At 69.9% G+C, this 18,354-nt stretch carries 16 protein-coding genes; 2 read left to right on the forward strand and 14 right to left on the reverse strand.

The window, feature by feature from the left end; all coding sequences use genetic code 11:
• Positions 1–5: 5 nt before the first annotated feature.
• Positions 6–875, reverse strand: a complete 870-nt coding sequence (locus tag ACLJOU_RS39110) for an N-6 DNA methylase (RefSeq protein ID WP_410574313.1) — start codon at positions 873–875, stop codon at positions 6–8.
• Between the two features lie 212 nt (positions 876–1,087).
• Here ACLJOU_RS39110 and ACLJOU_RS39115 point away from each other — a divergent pair, with 212 nt between their 5' ends.
• Complete coding sequence (locus tag ACLJOU_RS39115) at positions 1,088–2,029, forward strand: hypothetical protein (protein WP_410574314.1); 942 nt, start codon at positions 1,088–1,090, stop codon at positions 2,027–2,029.
• Between the two features lie 17 nt (positions 2,030–2,046).
• Here the strand turns inward: ACLJOU_RS39115 and ACLJOU_RS39120 are convergent, their stop codons facing one another.
• The 11 genes from ACLJOU_RS39120 to ACLJOU_RS39170 all read right to left on the reverse strand — a co-directional run bounded on the left by ACLJOU_RS39120 (position 2,047) and on the right by ACLJOU_RS39170 (position 13,218).
• Positions 2,047–2,493, reverse strand: coding sequence for a hypothetical protein (locus ACLJOU_RS39120; RefSeq protein WP_410574315.1), 447 nt, complete (start codon positions 2,491–2,493; stop codon positions 2,047–2,049).
• Positions 2,490–2,741: a hypothetical protein gene (locus ACLJOU_RS39125; protein WP_410574316.1), complete on the reverse strand. Its 252-nt coding sequence runs from the start codon at positions 2,739–2,741 to the stop codon at positions 2,490–2,492. Before ACLJOU_RS39125 ends, ACLJOU_RS39120 begins: the two co-directional genes overlap by 4 nt.
• Positions 2,742–3,048: 307 nt before the next feature.
• Positions 3,049–3,183, reverse strand: a complete 135-nt coding sequence (locus tag ACLJOU_RS39130; protein ID WP_410574317.1) for a hypothetical protein — start codon at positions 3,181–3,183, stop codon at positions 3,049–3,051.
• A 54-nt stretch (positions 3,184–3,237) separates the two neighbouring features.
• Positions 3,238–3,693, reverse strand: coding sequence for a hypothetical protein (locus ACLJOU_RS39135; protein WP_410574318.1), 456 nt, complete (start codon positions 3,691–3,693; stop codon positions 3,238–3,240).
• Positions 3,690–5,642, reverse strand: a complete 1,953-nt coding sequence (locus ACLJOU_RS39140) for a hypothetical protein (RefSeq protein ID WP_410574319.1) — start codon at positions 5,640–5,642, stop codon at positions 3,690–3,692. The genes ACLJOU_RS39135 and ACLJOU_RS39140 overlap by 4 nt, the downstream gene beginning before the upstream one ends.
• Positions 5,642–8,041, reverse strand: a complete 2,400-nt coding sequence (locus ACLJOU_RS39145) for a hypothetical protein (protein WP_410574320.1) — start codon at positions 8,039–8,041, stop codon at positions 5,642–5,644. Before ACLJOU_RS39145 ends, ACLJOU_RS39140 begins: the two co-directional genes overlap by 1 nt.
• A gap of 15 nt (positions 8,042–8,056) precedes the next feature.
• Positions 8,057–8,359 carry a hypothetical protein gene (locus ACLJOU_RS39150; protein WP_410574321.1) on the reverse strand — a complete coding sequence of 101 codons (303 nt, stop codon included), beginning with the start codon at positions 8,357–8,359 and terminating at the stop codon, positions 8,057–8,059.
• A complete protein-coding gene (locus tag ACLJOU_RS39155; protein ID WP_410574322.1) occupies positions 8,359–9,432 on the reverse strand; it encodes a hypothetical protein in 1,074 nt (357 codons plus the stop codon). The genes ACLJOU_RS39150 and ACLJOU_RS39155 overlap by 1 nt, the downstream gene beginning before the upstream one ends.
• A gap of 14 nt (positions 9,433–9,446) precedes the next feature.
• The gene (locus ACLJOU_RS39160; protein ID WP_410574323.1) at positions 9,447–10,559 is read right to left on the reverse strand and encodes a ParB/RepB/Spo0J family partition protein; all 1,113 of its coding nucleotides are present in this window, start codon (positions 10,557–10,559) and stop codon (positions 9,447–9,449) included.
• Positions 10,556–11,419, reverse strand: a complete 864-nt coding sequence (locus tag ACLJOU_RS39165) for a replication-relaxation family protein (RefSeq protein ID WP_410574324.1) — start codon at positions 11,417–11,419, stop codon at positions 10,556–10,558. The genes ACLJOU_RS39160 and ACLJOU_RS39165 overlap by 4 nt, the downstream gene beginning before the upstream one ends.
• Positions 11,416–13,218 carry an ATP-binding protein gene (locus ACLJOU_RS39170; RefSeq protein ID WP_410574325.1) on the reverse strand — a complete coding sequence of 601 codons (1,803 nt, stop codon included), beginning with the start codon at positions 13,216–13,218 and terminating at the stop codon, positions 11,416–11,418. Before ACLJOU_RS39170 ends, ACLJOU_RS39165 begins: the two co-directional genes overlap by 4 nt.
• Before the next feature lie 561 nt (positions 13,219–13,779).
• Here ACLJOU_RS39170 and ACLJOU_RS39175 point away from each other — a divergent pair.
• Positions 13,780–14,178 (forward strand): histone-like nucleoid-structuring protein Lsr2, encoded by a 399-nt coding sequence (locus ACLJOU_RS39175; protein WP_410574326.1) that lies wholly within the window; start codon positions 13,780–13,782, stop codon positions 14,176–14,178.
• 31 nt (positions 14,179–14,209) lie between these two features.
• On the opposite strand, the gene ACLJOU_RS39180 is transcribed toward ACLJOU_RS39175, so the two are convergent.
• Together ACLJOU_RS39180 and ACLJOU_RS39185 are read right to left on the reverse strand one after the other, a co-directional pair.
• Entirely contained in the window at positions 14,210–14,839 is a 630-nt protein-coding gene (locus ACLJOU_RS39180; RefSeq protein WP_410574327.1) for a hypothetical protein, read from the reverse strand.
• A 95-nt stretch (positions 14,840–14,934) separates the two neighbouring features.
• The gene (locus tag ACLJOU_RS39185; RefSeq protein WP_410574328.1) at positions 14,935–18,048 is read right to left on the reverse strand and encodes a tetratricopeptide repeat protein; all 3,114 of its coding nucleotides are present in this window, start codon (positions 18,046–18,048) and stop codon (positions 14,935–14,937) included.
• Positions 18,049–18,354 lie beyond the last annotated feature (306 nt).

Here is an 18,354-nt window from a genome sequence, read left to right on the forward strand (position 1 = left end):
TCAGGTCACAACCGCTTGAGGAAGTCCAGCACGTTCGCCGCGGCGAACAGCCCGTCGGCCTGTTCGAGGAACCGGGCGCGTCGCCGCTGGGCTTCGGCGGGCCAGTCCGGCTGGGTCAGGATGTCCCCGACGTACAGGACGATCCGGGGTCCCAGCCGCCAGATCACGCTGTTGACCGCGGTCGCGGCGACGGCGAGTTCGTCGATGTCGGCGCCCACCCAGACCATGTCCGCCGGGTCCAGGCCACGGCTGCGGATCACCTCGGCGGCCACCCGGAAGAGACCCCCGGTGCCGACGGTGTCGTCGCAGAACGACCGGCCGGGCTTGATGTCGTCGAGGGTCAGCGCGGTCAGGGCGCGGGCGACGTCGCCGGGGGTGTACATCTGCGCATTGACCTTCGCGTTGGACGGTGCCCGCAGCGCGCCGAGGACCGGGCCGAGCAGGTCAGCGGCGTAGCGGCGGTCGGTGGCGGTCAGGTCGAGCTGGCGGGCGTCCAAGGCCGCGTCCGCTGTCCGTTTGATCCGGGCACGCAGTTGCTGATCGGTGTTCTCGAACAACCAGCTCAGGAGTGGATAAACCCAGGCTGTCAGGTCTGGTCGCAGGTGGAGCGTCACCGCCCAGGTGTAGCGGGCGATGGTGATGAACTCCTCCGGCGACTGCTCTCGTAGCACCTGCGCGAGTTCCGGGCCACGCTGCGCGTTCATCCCGGCTACCGCGATGGTGGCCACCACCCCCAAGGGCACCTCGGGCCGTGCCGGGCCGCTGCCTTTGTGCCAGGCCTCGGCGACGTCCACAGCGATCTTCAGGGCGCGGCATTCGGCGTCGATGGGTGAGCTGGAGCCCGGTTTACTCGTTCGGTGCTTCGGATCGTTCACGGCGTCCTCCTTCACGACAAACCTTGTTGACTTCGTACTCAATGTTTGCTTACGGTAAACCGAGAACACTTAGTACACAAGGTTTGCGGAGGTCACCTGATGAGCCAGCCAGCCGATTCACCTGCCTGGAAACCACCGCCTCCCCGCCAACTGCCGACGCTGCGCGGCACCTGGCTGACCACCTACGGTCCGAGCCGGGTTATCTGTTCACGTTGGCGGCGTTGACGGCGGGCCGCGGAACGATCCGCCCCGACACCGGCCCTGAAGTCGGCGCTGCTCTCCTGCTCGAGGACGAGCACCAACGGCTGCGCCACGCGCAGCTCTTCTACGTGACCGCCGACATCACGACGCTGATCCGGCAGGCGGCGCCCAGCCTCAAGGACGAGTGGGGCATCCAGCCGCACGACATCCCGGCACACACCGGGTTCATGCTGTTCGCCGAACCGATGGCCGAGTACATCCGCGACGACGGCGTGCGCATCGACATCGTGGCTGTGTCGTGGGGCGAGACCGACTTGCTTTCCAGCTCGACCGGCGGGCTGTGGGTCACGTTCTGGAGTGCCACGGACTTCGCCGCCTTCCGCCGTCTCGCGCGTGCCGCCGGAGCGAACCCGCGGGAGGCCGACGTCATGGCCCGGTCGCAAGCCGCGGAACTCACCTGGGACAACGAGGTCTACATGCCGTGGGGTGCCGGACGTCCGGAAGTGCCGGACCCGGGAGACGGGGTGCGCGCGGTCGATTCCCGGCGGATCGCCGCCGCGCAGACCACTCTGGGCTGGCTGCAAACCGTGCACGCAGCGTGGATCTTCTGTACTCCCAACACACTCACCGAGACGTCCGAGGAACACCTTCCCCGCACGCAACGCATCCGCGCGGAGCGCGCCGGCCACAACGCAACGCCGGTCCGCGTCGTCTCCGTCAGCCGCAAGCGCGTTCGAGGCTCCGCCAAGCCGGGCGAACCGAGCGGTCGCACCGTCAGCGTCCGGTTCCCGGTCGCACCGTTCATCCGCAACCAGGCCTATGGCCCGGGCCGGCAGTTCCGCCGCTTGACGCCGATCGCAGGCCACTGGCGCGGACCAGCTGATGCGCCCGTACGAATCTCCAAAACGGTCAACCTCGTCGACACGCCCGTCGATCGCCCTCCGGCCTCATGACAGATCTGTGGCGTTGGTCAGGAACGCACGTCTGGTATCGGATGGATCGACAGCCACGGCTCCTCGATACCCAAGTCCGCCCGTGCTGCTTGAACAAACGCTGTGATCGCCCGGTCGAGTGCGCGGCGCGCGGCGTCGTCCTCTGCTCGGGCCGGTTCTTCGACTGCGCCGCCGAAGCTCGGCCGACTGCGGGCCTGGATCGCCTGAGCACCGGCCGCGAACTCGTGCCCCGCGGCGACGAGCCGTTCCAACGTGGCGTTGAGCTCCTGGCCGCTGAAGAACGCGACCTGCACGGCAGCGTCCTCCAGCGTCGCCAGCAGCGGCGCAGGATCGACCGGGCGCCGTCCGCGCCACACCGGCGAGTGAACGAGCTGGTAGGCCGCAGTGGCGATCGCGGGAAACAGCGTGCCTTTGCGCTGCAGCACGAGGTAACGCGCGGCACTGTCGTCGGGTGCGGCGGTCATCGGGGCAGGTCGTAGCCGAGGTTCTCGGCGACGTCGTCGACGAAGTCCTCGCCGGCCACGCCGGGCTCGCGGTCCTGGACGTCCCATGCGGCGTCTTCGACGGCGTCGCCGCCTTCGGTGAAGGCGCCTGCGACCAGGTCGACCAGTTCGCGGGCCTGAACCTGGTCCAGATCGAAACGCTGCGCCGCGGAGGTCGCGGCGTAGTCGAGGTCGTTCTCGGCGTAGTCGTCCATGTCGTCTCCGATCACCGGGCTGCTCTACCGGAGACATGTCCTCGGTCATGAGGCGTTGATGCACGATGAGGCCGGCGTGCCCGCCGCGATCACCCGCAGCAGCAGGCTCATTGATCGCCGCCACGGCGACACGGGTTGAGCACGAGACGGACTTCGGCACCTCGCCACGCGCCAACGTCGCCCGCGGCAGCACGGTGATAGTGCCAGCCGGGATGGTTCGAGCTGGCCAGCGACCGGCGGCACCGGCACGGCTCGGCCCGCCACCACCCAGCATGAACGATCTTCAGCCGGACGCCGCCGGGCGTGCCGGCAGCCCACCGGGTCAGAGTGCCCTTGCCCGGCCGACGATCTCGCCGAGCGTCGTGCCGTGGATGAGCAGGTGGCCGTGCGCCTCGTAATGGTCGACGACCCACTCCACCATCTCCAGCTGCGGGACCGGCCCGCTGACGTTCTGCATCCCCACCACCGCCCCGCCGTCGCTGAAGACATGGATTCAGGGATCGGCGTGGATTCAGTCGTGATCGAGTGCGCCGATCTCGGCGCGCTGCGCGGCGGTCAGGGTGGTCATCCAGGTGTCGAAGTCCTGCAGCACCGCCAGCTGAGGACCGCGCGCGGGCCGGACGTGCGCACGCTGCCCGGTAACGAGGTCGAGAACGACGCGCCGCCCGTCGCGCCGAGCTGCGGCGACGTGCAGGGCTCGACGGCGGACAATCGCCAGGTCGAACCCCGGAAGGCCCGAGCCCGACCCGCCCGTGGTGACGATCGGGCGGATCCAGATCACGTCAGGGTCCTCGTCATCCAGGCGCGCGTGGCGGGCGAGAGCAGCGCGGAACACCTCACGGTCGTCGTCGAACACGACAAGCTCCGCGCCGGGCAGGTCGTGCCCGGCATCGTCGCCGCGTCCGGTGAGCAGATCGTCCATGACGGCGATGAGCTGTGCCGGGGAGAGCTGGTGGCTGTCGGTCATACGGTCACGACCTCCTCGATGGGTTTGCCGGCGATCGTGGTGACACCCTTGGCCAGCAGCATCATGCGGATCTCGTCCCGCTGGGCCTTGCTGCCACAGAGGATTCGGCTGGGGCCTTGGGGACCGAGCAGGTCGATGCCCTCGGCGAACATGACTTCGTTGCTCGCGCTGGTGAATTTCGCAATCTTGAACGGGTCGCGGGTGGCCTTCGATATCGAGTGGTTGCCGGCCGGGTTGACCGCGCCGTAGGTGTCGGCGTTGGCGCCGTAGTAGTCCGCGCGGGCGAGCAGCCGCTCGGGCTGATCCCACACCAGGCTCGGCTCCGACTCGAGCAACGAGGTCTTGCGAACGCGCAGGAACACCGAGCTCGCGCCACCGCTGAGCTTGTCCGCCCCTTCACTCATGCCGACGCCCTGGTGCGTACCCATCGTCGTGCGGCGTTCGGTCGAGGCGAGCACTCCCGTCGCCAGCATCGCCTTCAGCCCGGCAGCCGACGTCTTGTGCACCAGCGACCGGCCGGCGACGGCGCCGCTGAGCTTCGACAGTGAGTTGCCGACGTCGAACCGGCTCCAGGTCAGCCAGCCGGCCGAACGTTGCGGCGCCGGATCGTAACCGGGGCTGCCAGCCAGAGCGGCGCCGTCGGCGAAGCCGGTCGCCTTGGCGACCGCGTCGCGCAGAACCTGCACCTTCGCCGGCAGAGCACGGGTGTGGGCTTCGAGCTGAATTCCCTTGGCGAAGCTGGCCAGCTGCGTGTCGGTCATGCCGACGGCTTCGTGGGCGCGTTCGTAGAAGATCTCCTGCCGGACCATCTCCTCCAAGTGCTCCCCCGTCACCCGCGCCGCAGCAACCTCGGCGTGCGTGCCCAGGCTCTGGGCGGTGACGTTGGCGGTCAGGTAGCTGTACTCGCCCTCATCACGGGTCATGGGGCGGTTGGCCAGGTTCAGTTGTCCGAGGCGGCGGACAAGCTCGGGGCCGTGGCCCTCGCCTGCGGGCGCGATGACCTCGAGCCGGCCACGCAGCGAGTACTCCGACTTCGCCGGGTCATTGACGCTGTAGGGGCGGTAGACGGCCTGGAACCCGTCGCCGAGGTCGATGGCGTACTCCTTGCCCAGGACGTTCGTCGCGCGGGCACCGTCCCAGCTGGCCTGCCCGGTGGTGGTGTCGAGCTTCGGCTTGATCCGGGTGGCGTCCCGCAGCACCGCGACCGCGGTGTCGCTGGACGCTTCGGGCGGCAGGGCGGGCACCATCACCGTGACCAGCGCGGTGCCTTCGTGCAGGAACGGCGCGACATGGTCGATCGGGGTACCGGTCGTAGTGGCGTGCTGCACGGCCTCCAACCGGCCGACGTAGTACTCAAGCATGGCTTGCTCCACTGGGGACGCCGCGTCGCCGAGGTCGGCCGCGAGCCCGGCGATCGCGGCGTCGGCGGCGGCGATCTTCTTCGCGGTCGTCGCCGGCGGCGCCGTCTGCGCGTCGAGGGTGCCGTTGGTGATGTGGTGGCTGACGCTCTTGGCCGCGGCGATGAGCTTCTCGGCGAGAGCGTGCTGCTCGTCGACCGGCAGCCGGCCGGTGACCTGCTGCTCGACCTGCGTCGGAACCATCTCAGGGCTGATGTTGAGCGCATCCAGCAACTTGGCGTCCGCGGCCTCGTCCACCCGCGCGTGCAGCACGATCCGCGGGCCGTCCGTGCTCTCGTAGCTGACCAAGGTGGCGGTGGAAGCGAGCAGGTCGGCGCCACCGACCAGGACCGGCTCCCCGTACGCATGTCCCACATCAGGGGTCAGCGGGATCGGGGTGACCGGCAACTGTCCCGGCTCGACCTCGAGTGGTTCATCGGCGACGGGTACGAGTTCCGGTGCGTCGTCGGCTGGGGCGGGCTGTGCCTCGGTCGCGGTCTCAGCTGGTGTGATGGCGTAGGGAACATGGGTGGTTTTGGCGTTGGTGCCCATCACGTCTTGCCGAGGTGCTGCAGGGCCGCAGCCGAGGAGATCTTGACCTCCTCGGTGAAGAACTTCACGAAGTCACGCCGCAGGTTCTTCTTGCGCTCAACGGCGTAGTCCAGAAAGGACTCCGCGATCTGGCTCGAGGTGACCGCGGATTCCGCGCTGCCGTGAGTCTTCGCCGCCCGGGTGCGCATCGGCGCCACCCACGTGACGTCCTGGCTCGCTCCGGCGTAGGCGGTGGTGTGCAGGGTGGCGCGCCACTCGGCGTCGGGGACGGACTCGAGCCGGCGGATGACCGAGTGCGCGACGGCCGGGTTGACCTGCACGCCCTTGCCGAGTGTGCCGGCCAGGTGCGCGTCGTAGATCTCGTGGTAGACCGCCGTGGTGCTCGGGCGGTAGCCGAGGGCGAGTTTGTCGCGGCCGAAGTTCTTGAACGCCTGGCCCTGGTCGATCGGCACCAGGCCGCCGGCGGGGGTGCGCAGGACGTTGCCGTGGTGGGCGTCGTGGTTGCCCAGCGCCCAGCTGGTGACGTGCAGCCGCACGACCTCGTCGACGTCGGCCTGCGACCAGCTCGCCGGCGTCCCCGACATCGGCTTCGCCCCCGGCAGCAACGGCTGCACGCTGACCGGCTCGCCGCCGACCTTGGTCGCATACACCGGCACCGCCGGGAGTCCAGCCCGCGCCGCCAGCCGCGAGGCCGCGGCCTCGGCTTGGGTTATGGCGCCGGCGTGGGGCTTGCTCTCGCGTTTGGCGATCCAGGTCGTGCCGTCAGGTCCGGTGTGGAGTGTCTTCGGGTGCGTGCCGCCGAGGTTCGCGGGCTGCCCCGTACCGAAGTCCCAGGCCGCGACCGCCGCGGGATCGAGTGGCTTGGGTACAGCGGTGTGCGCGGCCTGGGCGTGCTGCAGGGCAGCGACGAGCTGCGCGTGCTGCATCCCGAACCGGCTGCGCGACGTGCCCGCCACGGGCGAGGCGACCACGGGTTTCAGCTCCGGCTTCGCTTTCAGCGTGCTCTTGATCGTGGTGACGTCGGCCGCCGAGGCGCTCAAGTGCCCTTGTAGGAGCTTCCCGAGCGTTGCCTTGGTCGCGACGCTGGCTTCCGCGGCGGTCGCGACGCCGCTGCCGACGACGAACTTCCGGAGATCGGCGACCTTCTGCTCGTCCGCCCAGGCGAGCACCTTCGATTGACCAGCTTGCAGCACAGCCTGGTGGACCGGCGCGGGTTCGACGGTGTCCCAGGTCGTAGCGGCCGCGTGGACTTCGGCGATCGCGCGCACCTGCTGGACCAGAGCACCGGCCGTCCCGTGATTGAGGGGGCCGGAGTTCCCGGCGAGGACCGCGGAGACTTCTCCCGCGCAGGTCTTCGAGTTGGCCAGCATTGCCGTCCGCTCGGCGACAACACCGCTGATCTCGTCCCGCTCGCCGGCCGGCGTCGATGCCCGCAGCAGCTGCAGCACCTGGTGAGCGCCCAGCGTCTGGAGCTGGTTGTCGTCGAGCTGTCCGCCGAGTTTCGCGGTCGCTACGGCCGTGCTGAGCTGAGCTGCGGTGACCGACCCCAGCAGGTGGTCGACCTGGTGGCGAGCCGCCGCGGTCGCGGCGCTGAAGTCGCCGGCCAGGGCGGGATTCTGCGCGGTGGCGATCTGGTTTTCCCAGTGCAGCAGCGTCGCGATCTTGTCCGGCGTCGCTGACGGGCCTTGCTGGGCGACGACCGCGACGAATGTGTCGAAGTCCGCCTGCACCGCGGCGAGGTCAGCCTCGGTTGCCGGCCAGCCCTCGAACCCGGGCGGTAGCGCCGCGGCGGCGGCCGCGATGTTCCATTCGCTCAGCGTCTTGCCGTTGACGGTCTCCCCGGCACACAGCGCGGCGTGCCGGGCGTGGGCGAGCGCTTGAATCTTCTTCTTGGCTTCGCTGCCGGCGGGCGTGGACGGGTCCAGCCACACCGCCAGCGGATGCGGCGCCTGCCCGGCGATCCCCACAAGTTCTGGATGATCGAACCCCGCTGCCGCGGCGATCTCGGCGAGCTCCTCAGGGGTCAAGCCAGCCAGGTACTCGGCCGTGAGAACCTGCAACTGCTGGTGGTAGGGCCCCGCCGCGGTGTCGGAAACCTGACTCTCGGCGGCAAGCGCGGCACCGACCGCGGCAGAGAACAGCCCGAAGCCTCCGACCGGGTTGTCGGGGACGTCGATCCCTGGCGGTCCGTACGGGTCGTCCGGATCAACACCGCCCTGCACGATGCCGGCGACGAACTTGAGGTTCTCCTCCGCAGTGTCCGCCGGCTCCTCGGTGTGCGCGCAGACGGCCGCGAAGTGCTGCAGCAACGCGTCATCGCCAGCGCTTGGCGCGTAGGCCTTCGGGCCCGCCGGAGCGACGGCATAAGCGGCGTGGTCGGTCTTCGCGTTGGTCCCCATCGCAGCGCCCGGCGGCTAGCGTGCCGATCCGAGGATGTCGTCGACCTGCGCCCGCACCGCCGCTTCGAGCGTCGCGTCCGGCACGATCGGCTCGACCTCCGCGGCGGACGCGACGAGCGTCTCGGCCCAGAACGGCATCCGCTCGAGGACCTCCTGCGGGCCGGCGCCGGCGAGGCGTTCCCGCCAGATCCGGCCGGCTTCATACTCGCGCGGGATCCACTCGACGAAACTCTCGGTCTTCTCGATGCCGAGGACTCCGACCGCGGTGACCGCGGCGCCGTACTCGGGTGACCAGCCCAGCAGGACCCACAGGCGCATCAGCTGCCTCCCCCGGTGGTGACGGACTCGTGCGGAAACAGCGACGCCATGTAGCGGACCGAGTGGGCGAAGGCGTCCGGGATGCGCGCATGGACGTCCTGGCGGCCGTCGGCGGTCATCACGGCGCCGTGCATGGCGTACTGGGCGGGGTTCTGGCTGATCACGACCAGCCGATCGCCGAACAGCTCGAGCGCGGTCTCGATCCGGTCCCGCCTCGACAACCCGGTCAAGAACACCACCAGCGTCGGCGGGAGGTTCTCGGCCAGCCAGGACAAGCCTGGCAGCGCCCAGGTCTGCCAGTTCGTGTTCTCCCGCACGGTCTGGACGTTGACCGCGACCGCCGCCGGCCCGGTCTCGACGACCCAGTCGGTCAGGCGGCGCAGGTCTTCGAGCCGGTACCAGTACAGGTTCGGCACGGTCGGGATCTCGGCGGCAGCGAACTCGGCGGCGATGATCAGCGAGCGGCGCATGTTGATCAGGTGCTCGGCGCGGGGCCAGTTGCCGTAGATCGAGTAGTTCGGCGCCAGCACCAGCCCGAACCGCAGACCGGCGATCCGGCCGATGAGGTCGTCGCGGCGGCGGGCGGTCCAGAAGGCCTCGACGAGCGGGTCTTCCCCGTATCCACTCAGGACAGTCAGCGCGGTGTCCGGAACCTCCAGGATCTCGGTCGCGGTCCGGCCGTCGCTCCAGCGCGGGTAGAGCGTGTGGGTGCGAGGAGAAAACACCCGCCGCAGCCCCACCGCGTACGCCGGCCACCGCACGACCGCATCGAGCTCGGCGACGCTGGAACCGTCAACCTGCGGGACAAAGGACGGGAACGAGGCCGGCAGCGGGGTGGTGACGGTGAGATCGTCGAACTCGAGTGTGCCGCCGACGTCGCGCATCCAGACGTCGATGTCGGTGCGGGAACCGCAGCGAATCGGGCACGCCCGGCAGACCGTGCGGGCGCAGCCGCAGTAGGCGCAGTCGGAGTTGCAGCCGGAGCACAACGGCGCGATGGCGACTGCAGGCTCGGCCTCCGAATACCACGGGCAACGCCGGCAGTCGCACCGCGCCGCTGGCGCATTGGGCATGCCAAGGAAGGTGCTCACGCGACCCCTCCCTTATGGAGGAAGTCGCTGAGCTGATCCAGCAACAGCGCGACCGAGCCGCGGTCATGCTCGCCCAGCTCAGCTCCCTGTATCAGCGCGAGAAGCAGCTGGCGCAGGGCAGCGAGAGCACGCTCGACGAGCCGGGAGTCAACCCCGGAGACCTGTCCCTCAGGCTTGGCGCGGAGCTTGTCGGCGCGAGCGGCGTCGGCTTGCTCCTGAACGCGCTCGGCCTGGACCAGGGCTTGGTCCGCGCTCAGCTCTTCGTCGGCGCTGGCCGCGGCGAGCGCCGACGGCAGCAGCCGGGTCCGGCCGGTGTGTTTCACCGCGGCCCAGATGTCCGCAGCGGCTTGCTCCCGGCCACGGCGCAGCTCGACGAACCGGATCCGGGTGTGCAGCGACACCTTCGCCTCATCCATCTCCTCAGCGACCTCGCGAGGCATCTCCGCGAACGCCCGGACCAGCTCGCGGGCCTTGCGCGGGCTCAGCTGCAGACCGAGCCGGCTCAAGACCTCCGCCCACGGCGCGGCACAGCGCTTGTCGCTCCCGCGAATGCGCTCTATCGCGGCGAAGCGCGCGATCGGGTCGTCGATCGCATAGACCTCGGCCGGGACGGCGTGGCCGCCTGCCAGCAGCTTGCCCAGCAGGACAGCGCAGCGGTCGAGCACCAACGCGGCGGCGAGCTCGCCCGGCCGCAGGCTTTCCCGGGCGAGGTTCTCGACCAGCTGCCAGATCCGCCGTTCCTCGTCTGACAGCGGGCCCGGGCAGACCACGGCGGGCAGCGCGGCGAAATGCGGGTTATCCGGCCGGTGCACTGCACCCCACCGGCACGCGCGCAGCCGCCGCTCCCCCGCGGCCAGCTTCATCGCCGGATGCGACCCGTCACCCGCATCGACCTCCTCGACCAGCACCGGCTGCAGCACGCCGACGCTCGCGATCGAGGAGATCAGATCCGCGAGATCGGCCGGCGTGGTGGCATCGCCAGGGAGCCGGCCCTGCAGGTCAGTGAACGGCGTGCCCTCGCCACGCAGCGGCAGCAACGCGAACCGGCGTTGCCGCAGCCGCGGCGACAACCCGAACTGCGCCACGACCTCGGTCGGCGCCTCGGTCATGACAGCCTGCCGAACACAGTCACCCACCGCGGATCGCCGAGCAACGGCATCGCCACCGGCTTCAACGGGCCGTGCTCCAGGAGCCGGGGCAAGGTCGTCGCAACCATGTCGACCCGCCCCGCCGCCGTGCTCACCACGGGCATGGCCTGGGCCTGAGCGCGCAGGTCGGCAAGCCGGCGCTCGAGCACGGCCTGGTAAGCGCCGGACAGGACGATCAGAACTCGCGGGAACCGGGAGTACCGCTCCCGCCATGCCGGCTTCCGGCCTGATCCGGCTGGGGCGGGGTCGTGGTAGCGGATGTAGCCGACGAGCTTGCGGGCCAGCCGAGCGACCGGCATCGTCGCGCGGTCCAGCTCGACGAACAGCGTCCGCTGCGACCGCCTGCCAGCCTCCTCGAGCACGTAGTGCAGGACGGCGTCGGCGATCACGACCCCGCGCCGGTCTCCCGCCCGGTCACGGAACGGGTGCGCGACCTCCGGTGTCCAGGACAACGGACCGCACTCGTGGCCGTGCTCCCTGGCTGTCTCGACGAAGACGAGACCGGTCTCGACGACGTCGAGAGTGTGCTCCTGCAGCAGGTGCGCGACCGCGGTGCCCGGCAGCCGATACGCACGCGCGTCGACCGCCCCGGCCGCCTCGACGACCTCCGCTCCCGCCGGGGTGACGTGCCAGGTGCGGGGCCGGTGCTCCCGCGTGATCCGGTCGGCCAGCCCGGCTTGCCGCAGGCCGGCAAGCCTCGCGCGCACGGTGACCGGGGACAGCGTCGGGGCCACCAGCCGCCGGACTTGCTCCGTGGACACCAGCCGATGCCAGTAGAGAACAGTCAGGGCCTCACGCTGGAAGACGTCCACGATGATCACTCCACGCTCGAAGTCAGGTCGATGCCGGCACCGCTGCCCCGGGTCGGCGGACGTCCACGCCGCGGCGACAGGGCCGGCCGCACGGCCTGTAAGGCATCGAGGATCCGGTCATCCAGGTCCTCGAGCTCGTCGAGGACCTCACCGATCGGGCGGCGCGCGAGGTTGGCGTCGAGGGCCTGGTCGACCTCGTCGTTCCACTCCGGGTGGAAGTGCTCGGCGAACTCGTCGTCGACGTGCAGGCCGCGGATCTTGAACGGCGTCGTGCGCTGGCCCCCGAGGGTGACGGTCACGACGTGGTGGAACTGCTCCAGCTCGGTCACGGTCGCCGGCTGGACCAGTCCGCCGAACTCGCGGGCCACGGTGCGGGCGCCGTCGATCGCGGCGGCCGAGGTCATCAGCAGCGACTGGTTCTGCAACAGGGCCCGCCGCGTCTCCGCGGCGAGCCGGTCGGGCATCTGGTTCATCGCGTGCAGCGCGACCCGGTACTTGCGCAGCTGCTCGAGGATCGCGGCAAGGTAGCCGCGGGAGGCGCCGTCGACCGCGGCGAGCTCGTCGACGAACGCGTCGCACCTGCGCCGCTGCTCGACCGGGGTGTCGGCGCGGGAGCGGCCGGCGCGGAACAGGTCGTAGATCATGAACGACGTGATCAGCTTGTTCGTCTCGCCGGTCCCGGTGGTGCAGACGAACACGATCCGCCCGGTATCCATCGCGCGCCGCACGTCGTAGGTCGTCACGGAAGAGCCGAGGAACGCCGAGAGTGTCGGGCTGGTCCGGAGCCGGTTGATGATGTTGGTGACGACCGTGGTCGCGTCCGGGGCCAGCTTCGGGAACGAGTCCGTCCAGTACCGGCGCACGCTCGGCTTCAGCACCGGCAGGACCGAATCGCGCCAGGTCTCGTCGTCCAGCAGGGCCGGGATCTGGAAGATCGTCGGCGCGCAGTCCGCCGGGAGCCGCATCGCGAGGTAGCACAGCGCCTCGCAGGCCTTGGTGAGGATCGACTTTGCCCGCGGTGCGGCGTCGCCCCACCCCAGCGCTGCGGCGAACGAGGTCACGACCGCGTCGACGCGGTCTTCGATGTCGGACTCGGTGAAGCCCTGCATGCTCAGCGGGTTCCATCCGGGCAAGCGCTTGCCCCGGCCGCGGACGTCGAGGTTGACCTCCCACAACCGCGCCCGAAGCCCCGGATCGGAGAGATACGGCTTGGCGCGCTTCCAACCGTCGGCGTGCGGGTCGAGGAACCACACGCCGCCGCCGAGCCGGGCGATCTCGATCGCCTGGGCCAGGGCTTCTTCAGTCTTCCCGAACCCGGCCTTGCCGAAGCGGGCGGAGAACAGCAGCTCGCGCAGGGGCACGCCGACCAGTCGCTCGTCGCCGTTGACGTCGGTGACGTAGCCGAGCCGCACCAGTCCCGTCCCCGGCCGGTACGTCGGGATCTCGCGCGGCGCGGGGAGTACCCAGCCGCGGCTGCGAGCGATCGCCGGTGATTGGCAACGCCCGGACGGCGGCTTCAGCAGGCCCGCGATTTCGCTGGTCGTCACCAGCGATCCCGGCCGCGGCTTCGCCAGCCCGGTCCGGAAGCGACGGTCGAACAGCCAACGCACTCCCGCGGTGTCCGCGCCGAAGTGCCAGCCGAGGACCCGCGGGCCGCGGACCCGCCAGTAGTTCTCACCTCGGAAGATGTCGAACGCGCCGATGACGCTGCGCAGGTGCGCCTGAGCCCGGCCTGGGATTTCCGAGACACAGCGGATCAGGACCTGGACGGCGAATACCGGCTCGTCGGTCTCGAACTTGTTCTTCACTCGTTGAGGCGAGGGTGTCACATTCCGGGAACGCCCGCTGGCCTGCGCGCGAGCGATGGGTAAGAACTCACCAAGCAGTTCCGCGGCGACGTCGGCGACTACGCCGAACGGCCTCACACTGTTTCCCCCGGAATGCTGCATGACCCGACGAGCGACGTGGCGGATACGCGCCGGCGTCAACGGGATCAGATCAAGGCAGACCTGCACCGACTCACCGAGATCGACGCGAACGTCACCGAATGCGTTCGCCAGAGTCTGAAGTGGATCGTCCGGCCGGATCGGCAAGGCACACAAGGGAAGGTGCGCAGACCGCGCCAGCATGAGCTCGGCTCGCGCCACATGAACTTCCGGCGAAGACGGCTGACGATGCACGGCGGGTTCTCCTCCCACGAAACGGTTTGCACCATCAGTCACGGGAGGCTCCGCACGGTTTTGATGCAGTCAACGGCGGGGGTGACTTTTCCTTTCCAGCGGTGTTGTGGATACACTCGCTGACAGAACATCGCAGAATCTGCAACTTGCAGGTGTTCCTGGACGCACATCCACCCCGAGGAGCATTCAATGGCACAGAAAGTCCTCGTCGAGATCCTCGACGACATCGATGGCGGCGCCGCCGCCCAGACCGTGCAGTTCGGCCTTGACGGCGTGACCTACGAAATCGACCTCTCTGACGACAACGCTACCGCCCTGCGCGACGAACTGGCCCGCTTCATCGGCGCCGGACGCCGTATCGGCGGCCGCAAGGTCCGTGTCGCCACCGGTCAGTCGACCACGAGCAGCGCCTCCGACCGCGAGCGCAACCAGCAGATCCGTGCCTGGGCCAACGCGAACGGCTACGAGGTCTCCGAGCGGGGACGTCTCTCCTCCGAGGTGGTCTCCGCCTACGAGCAGGCCCAGGTCGCCGAAGCGGAAACACCCGCCCCGCGGAAGCGCACTTCACGCAAGAAGGCCGCCGCCTGACCGTCGTGGCCAGCAGATCACTAGGGAGAGATCACCGCTGTCGTCCCGTCGGCGGCGAGGAGACATCACCCTCGCCGCCGACGCAGGACATTTCACCCTCTGCCATCGCCGCCCGCCGGATCTCGACGTCGGGGTAAACGAGCTTGTTGAGCACACCGGTTACCGACTCGCGCCCCTCCACGCTCATCACCATCTTCCCGAACTCCGGATCCGTACTGAACCGGACCCGCACCCCCACCACCGACTTCGGCACCCACCCACGCACCGGCCGCACCCGCCCCAGCTGGTGCGCGAACGCGAGCACAGCTTGCGGCGACGGATCGAACGTCGCCGTCGGCAGCAGATCGAACCGGACACGGGAGCGGAGGTGGTGGGAACGAAGGTGTCGGTGGAGGACGAAAACCGCGATCAGGATCGCGGCCGCGACGGTGGTCACCCACCAGAACGCGCCGCTCGCGACCACGTCGCCCGGACGGAGCGCCTTCGGCGCGCTGTTCCCCAGCATGACCTGACGGCCATGCGTACCGGGGAACATGTCGGCATTCGGAGCGAACCCGGAAATCGGCTCGTGAGCTGCGAAAGTCCACGTCTGGCTCGGAGAAGCGAACGCTTGGCCAACGTAGTAGCCAAGGATCGCTCCAGCCATATCAGCCACACTCATGTCAGGCCGCCTCCTCACTTGCCCTGATGAGGCGAGACACGTCCATCAGCCGGCTGCCTCGATGCGCGCGTCACGCTCCGGTGGCCGGCATTTGTCTAGCCGTTGGGTCTCGCTTCGCGGGGCAGCGGAATGGGCTCGTCGTAGCCAGCGCTGTCAGTGACCCACGAGAGGACCGTGAGGGACTGGTCCAGCGAGGCACGATGGCGTTCCGGGTCGTCCTCGGTCAGGGCGTGGCGCAATCGGATCGCCTCGTCGATCGCCGACAGCGCCAGCGTCCAATCTCTCTGGATACCGTACGCGACCGCGAGGTTGGTCAGGCTTGTCGCCAGGGCCTCCGAGGTCGTGGCCGGGTCGCCGGCCCGGTGCAGGTCGACGGCATCCCTTGCCGCTGCGATCGCTTCCGGCCACCGTTCTTCGACACCAAGCCACAAAGAGAGGTTGTTCAGGACGTTCGCCAATGCGGTCGTCCGTGGCTCGGCCTCCGCTCGGTGAATGGCCGCGGCTTCGGTAGCCGATTCGATCGCCGCCGCCCCGCTGCCCAGGTCGGCTTGGAGGACCGCGAGGCAGTGCAGTGCGTCGGCAAGATCCTTTTCACTGCCGGGGATTTCACGCCGGACTCGCACTGCCCGGGTCGCTGCCGCCATCGCCTTGTCCTGCTGTCCGGCTTCCGCGAACAGGCCGGCGGCGATCAGCAATTGGTTCGCCAGGAGTGGCTGGTGCTCGTCCGGCCGCGACTGCGCGAGTCTTTCACAGGTCATGACGACTTCTTCCGCGCACGCCAGCGCTTCGGCCGCTCGGCCGAGTGCGGTCAATGCGTGGGTTCGGACGGCCAGGCTCCGCGCCAGGTCGGAAAGGTGGGCGTCCGGGCGCGCGTCGGCCAGCTCGCGGAGGATGGCGACCGCCTCGTCGATCGCGTCGAGGGCCTCGGGGTGACGGTCGGCGTCACGCAGCAGGATGGCGAGGTTGCGCAGTCCGCGGGCGAGCTCCGGCAAGTAAGCGCCGGACAGCCTGTCGACCAGGCCGCGCCGGATGCTGATCGCTTTGTTCGCGCTGCCCAAGGCGGCTTCTCGGCGGTGCAGCTCGCCGAGAATGGTCGCCAGGTTGCCCAGGCTGGTGGCCAGGTGCGGCAGGTGCGTGTTCGGCCGGCCCTGCACCAGCCCGTGGTACATGTGGACCGCGTTGCCGATCGCCTCCAGTGCCTCTTCCTGCCGGTCCAGTTCGGACAGCCGGTTCGCGAAGTTGTTCAGGCACGCGGCCAGGCCAGGCAGGTACGCTTCCGGGCGCACTTTGGCCAGTTCGATGTACGCGCTGGTCGCGGCGGTGATCGTGATGAAGGCGTCGGTTTCCCGGCCGAGCGGGCCGAGCCGGATCGACAGGTTGTTCAGCAGGTCGGCGAGGCTCGCGTCGCGTGCCAGCGGGTCGTCCACGGGCATCTCGTCGTAGCGTTCCAGCAGCCGTTCGATGAGCAGGGCGGCGTAGCGGGCCAGGATGCGGCTCTGATCCGGCAATTCCCGGACGAGCTGTTCCAGCACACCGATGCTCGTCGCGGGATCCGTGACGATGTCGTCCAGCGCCGTCAACAGTGGTTGCGGTGCAGCGACCTGCGTCGCGGCCCGGAGTGCGGGCACGGCGAGTGCGCCGGCGTGCTCCACGCACAGCCGCGTCAGGAACTCGCCGACCCCGGCACCGTGCGCCGGATGCGCGGCCGCACGTGCGCAGACGGCCACGAGACGGGCACCCTCGTCATCCGACGCCTCACCGGCGAAGGACGCCACGACCGCGGCCCGGTTCGGATCGCGCAGGATCCGCCCGACCAGCCATTCGGCCAACCGGTCCGGACGCACGCTGTCGAACGCCCGCCTGCCGTCCGAGGACGGGTACAGCCCGGCGAGCCACTCGACTACCTGCTGCCGCCGATCCTGGGACTGATCGGCCAGGCCGGGCACCCGGTCCAGCAGCGCATCGACGTCCGGCACGGACGGTGGCCCCAGGAGCACCGCGGCCGCGATCACGTTGTCCAGGGTGGTCTGGCTCATCGCCGGGAGCAGGCCACGTGCGACGGCCGTCGTACGCCAATAGAAGCTCTCGTGGCCCAGGAGCCGGTCCTCGGGCGCCTGCCCCAGGTCACCGGTGTCCTCCAGGGAACGCGGAGCGTCCAGCAGGTCGGTCAGCGCGGTCATGTGCAGGGCGAGCACCGAGTCCATCGCCTCGCTGTCGTAGTGCCCCGTCCGCGCGAGTTCCGCACCGACGCCGGCCCAGTCGATCGCCCGGCCGGTGTTCATCCCGGCCAGCGCCGTCGCGAACGACACCACCGCGGACCGGTAGGTCTCACGTCGGCCGGCGAGCGTGGTGTCCAGGGGCGGCAGCTCGGTGATGGACGCGCGCGCGATCAGGGCACGGGCGGACTCGCCGGCGTCACCGAGCTGCTCCCACCACGAGCCGGCGGTCCGGGCCAGCAGCAAGATCCGGACCGCGGGGGCAGCGTGTCGCCGGCTCAGCGCACGCAGAAGGTCGGCCACCTGCTGCACCCGCGACTCCGCTTGGTCGACGACGACCAGGACCGGCTCGACGACGTCCGCAATCACCTCGAGCGCCGCGCCTGGCGCGCGCTCACCGAGCCAGAGCACCACCCGGTCGCGGTCCCGCAGCCGGACGGCGAACTCGTGCGCCAGCCGTGTCTTGCCCTGGCCGCCCTGGCCGTGCGCGAGCCAGACGCCTGTCCCGGCCTCGTCCGCCCAGGTGGCGAGCCGGGCGAGGAGGTCATCCCGGCCGTGGAATGGCACGACCGCGTGATGCGCGTGCAGCAGGCCGGCGGGCGTGATCACGTCGGCCCGGCTGCCGGCCACGTCGTCATCGGCGAGCCCAGCCAGCTCGATCCCGTCGAACGCGACCGGAGCGGGTCCGTGCTCTTCCAGCGTCATGCGGAACGCCGGGTCGCGGTAGAGCCGGTGCGCCGGCACTGCTTCGAGGACGCCGTGCCGCCAGCCGGCGGGATCGCTCGCGACCACGCCGACCAGCCGGTCCGCCGCGAACACCGCGGCGCCGGACATCCCGCCCCAAGGCGAGCGGCCGCGTGCGGAAGACTCCGGCGGCGGACCGTCGAGGCGGATCAGGTAGCGGTCTCCGACCATGCGGTCGCCGGGATTCAGCGTCCCCTCGGGCTGCGCCAGCTCGATCGGCCGGTCCTTGCGCTGCACGATGTCCGGCACACCCCAGCAGCGACAGCGGATCCCGGGGCGGTGGGTGACCGGACGGCCCCAGCGGACCAAGCCGTCGGAGGGCTGGTCCGCCGGCCAGCCGAGATCGTCGACCAGAACCAGTGCCGCGTCGCGATCCTCCTCAGTACCACACCACACAACCCGGCCGGTGCTTGTTTCAGAACTACCGGGCTGAAAGAGCGACACCGGGGCAGCCGGCGCACCGACCACGTGTGCCGATGTCAGCACCAGACCGGGCCCGAGCAGGTAACCGGAGCCCGGTCCACCCGAGCCGGTCACCGCGACCACACTATCGCG

It is taken from the genome of Amycolatopsis sp. cmx-4-61 (assembly GCF_046548775.1).
GTDB lineage: Bacteria > Actinomycetota > Actinomycetes > Mycobacteriales > Pseudonocardiaceae > Amycolatopsis.

Excerpts from the sequence above, each read along its gene's own strand:
- ACLJOU_RS39160 (WP_410574323.1), bottom strand. The coding sequence starts at position 10,559 with ATGACCGAGGCGCCGACCGAGGTCGTGGCGCAGTTCGGGTTGTCGCCG.
- ACLJOU_RS39120 (WP_410574315.1), bottom strand. The coding sequence starts at position 2,493 with ATGACCGCCGCACCCGACGACAGTGCCGCGCGTTACCTCGTGCTGCAG.
- ACLJOU_RS39140 (WP_410574319.1), bottom strand. The coding sequence starts at position 5,642 with ATGGGCACCAACGCCAAAACCACCCATGTTCCCTACGCCATCACACCA.
- ACLJOU_RS39145 (WP_410574320.1), bottom strand. The coding sequence starts at position 8,041 with ATGGGGACCAACGCGAAGACCGACCACGCCGCTTATGCCGTCGCTCCG.
- ACLJOU_RS39155 (WP_410574322.1), bottom strand. The coding sequence starts at position 9,432 with ATGCCCAATGCGCCAGCGGCGCGGTGCGACTGCCGGCGTTGCCCGTGG.
- ACLJOU_RS39135 (WP_410574318.1), bottom strand. The coding sequence starts at position 3,693 with ATGACCGACAGCCACCAGCTCTCCCCGGCACAGCTCATCGCCGTCATG.
- ACLJOU_RS39150 (WP_410574321.1), bottom strand. The coding sequence starts at position 8,359 with ATGCGCCTGTGGGTCCTGCTGGGCTGGTCACCCGAGTACGGCGCCGCG.
- ACLJOU_RS39180 (WP_410574327.1), bottom strand. The coding sequence starts at position 14,839 with ATGAGTGTGGCTGATATGGCTGGAGCGATCCTTGGCTACTACGTTGGC.
- ACLJOU_RS39175 (WP_410574326.1), top strand. The coding sequence starts at position 13,780 with ATGGCACAGAAAGTCCTCGTCGAGATCCTCGACGACATCGATGGCGGC.
- ACLJOU_RS39130 (WP_410574317.1), bottom strand. The coding sequence starts at position 3,183 with ATGCAGAACGTCAGCGGGCCGGTCCCGCAGCTGGAGATGGTGGAGTGG.